Genomic DNA, 2,070 nt, shown 5'->3' on the forward strand with positions numbered 1-2,070 from the left:
GGGCCGGCCTGCGCCTGCCGCCCGCCTGCACCGGCGCGCCCGCGGTCTCCCGCACGCGGCGCACGACCATCGCCTCGTCCTGCCAGCCGACCCACCACGCCAGCTTGGTGGCGTAGCCGTCCCGTTTGGCCTGGTCCTTGATCCGGGCGACCAGCGGAACGGTGCGTTGCAGCGCCTCGACCCGGCCGTCCACCGAGTCGAGGTCGTAGTCGGACAGCAGGCTGCGGATGGCGAACTCGAACAGCGGGATCCGCCGCGCCACCAGGTCCTTCACGGCCGCGTCGCCCTTGGCCAGCCGCAGTTCGCAGGGGTCCATCCCCTCCGGGGCGACGGCGATGTAGGTCTGGCCCGCGAACGTCTGGTCGCCCTCGAACGCCTTCAGCGCGGCCTTCTGCCCCGCCTCGTCGCCGTCGAAGGTGAAGATGACCTCGCCGCGGAAGGCGTCGTCGTCCATCATCAGCTGGCGCAGCACCCGCATGTGCTCCTCGCCGAACGCGGTGCCGGACGAGGCCACCGCCGTGGGCACCCCGGCCTCGTGCAGGGCCATCACGTCGGTGTAGCCCTCGACGACGACCACCTGGTGGCGCCGGGCGATCTCCCGCTTGGCCTGGTCCAGACCGAACAGCACCTGCGACTTCTTGAAGATCGGGCTCTCGCTGGTGTTCAGGTACTTCGCCTGGATGGGGTCATCATCGAACAGGCGGCGCGCGCCGAACCCGACGACGTCGCCGCCCCGGTCCCTGATCGGCCACACCAGCCGCCGGTGGAAGCGGTCGATCGGGCCGCGCCTGCCCTCCTTGGAGACCTGCGCCTTGTACAGCTCGGCCAGCTCGAAGCCGTTGCGCAGCAGGTGTTTGGTCAGCTTGTCCCACCCGCCGGGGGCGAACCCGCAGCCGAAGCGCTGCGCCGCGGCGCGGTCGAAACCACGTTCGGAGAGGAACGTGCGCGCGGCCTCGGCCTCCGGGGTCTCCAGCTGCTCGGCGTAGAACTCCTGGGCGGCCTTGTGCACCTCCACCAGCCGCATCCGGGTGCCCCGGTCGCGGCGGGGCGTGGCGCCGCCGCCCTCGTAGGTCAGGTGCAGGCCGATCCGGTCGGCCAGGCGCTCCACCGACTCCACGAACGGGAGGTGCTCGATCTGCATGACGAACTTGATGACGTCGCCGCCCTCGCCGCAGCCGAAGCAGTGGAAGGTGCCGTGGCTGGAGCGCACGTTGAACGAGGGCGTCTTCTCCTCGTGGAACGGGCACAGGCCCTTCAGCGCGCCCCCGCCCGCGCGGCGCAGTGCGACGTACTCGCCGACGATCTCGTCGATCCGATTGCGCTCGCGGACCTGCGCGATGTCGCTCTCCCGGATCCGTCCCGCCACACCCCCACTCTAGAACACCGCCCCACCCGCTCCTCCCACGGCGGCGGGCGGCCGTCCCCGGCGTGGTGCCGTGAAGGACTCCTTCCCTGCGTTGAGTGCAGTGAAGGGGCCCTTCGCTGCGTCGAGTGCAGGGAAGGGCCCCTTCACGGCACACCCGGAGGGCCTGCGGGCGGCGGAGGGGGCGGGGCATACTCGCCGGTGTGATCGCACGGGGTGGGGAGTCGCTCGTCGGGGAGTTCTCCGCGTTGCGGGGGCATCTGCTCGCGGTGGGCTACCGGCTCACCGGGTCGGTGGCCGACGCCGAGGACGCGGTGCAGGAGGCGTGGCTGCGGCTGAGCACACTGCCCGCGACGCGGCGGGAGGAGATCCGGGACCTGCGCGCGTGGGCGACGACCGTGGTGAGCCGGATCGCCCTCGACCGGCTGCGCTCGGCCACCGCCCGCCGCGAGTCCTACGTCGGCGAGTGGCTGCCCGAGCCGATCGTGACCCCGCTGGGCGCCCCGGCGGCCGACGACCCGCTCGACGCCGTCGTGCGCGACGACGGCGTGCGCATGGCCGCGATGGTGGTGCTGGACACGCTCACCCCGCAGCAGCGGGTGGCGTTCGTGCTGCACGACGTGTTCGACGTGCCGTTCTCCGAGATCGCCGACCTCCTCGGCTGCACCCCGGCGGCGGCGCGGCAGCACTCCTCCCGGGGCAGGCGG

The 2,070-nt window shown here is 72.6% G+C and carries 2 protein-coding genes; one reads left to right on the forward strand and one right to left on the reverse strand.

Translation table 11 applies throughout. From position 1 onward, the window contains the following. A partial coding sequence (dnaG, locus tag SACPADRAFT_RS26825) for a DNA primase (RefSeq protein ID WP_007027398.1) occupies window positions 1-1,366 on the reverse strand: 1,366 nt, incomplete at its 3' end. A 203-nt stretch (window positions 1,367-1,569) separates the two neighbouring features. On the opposite strand from dnaG, the gene SACPADRAFT_RS26830 reads away from it, so the two are divergent. Further along, a partial coding sequence (locus SACPADRAFT_RS26830) for a sigma-70 family RNA polymerase sigma factor (protein WP_040924193.1) occupies window positions 1,570-2,070 on the forward strand: 501 nt, incomplete at its 3' end.

Source organism: Saccharomonospora iraqiensis subsp. paurometabolica YIM 90007 (assembly GCF_000231035.2).
GTDB classification, from domain to species: domain Bacteria; phylum Actinomycetota; class Actinomycetes; order Mycobacteriales; family Pseudonocardiaceae; genus Saccharomonospora; species Saccharomonospora paurometabolica.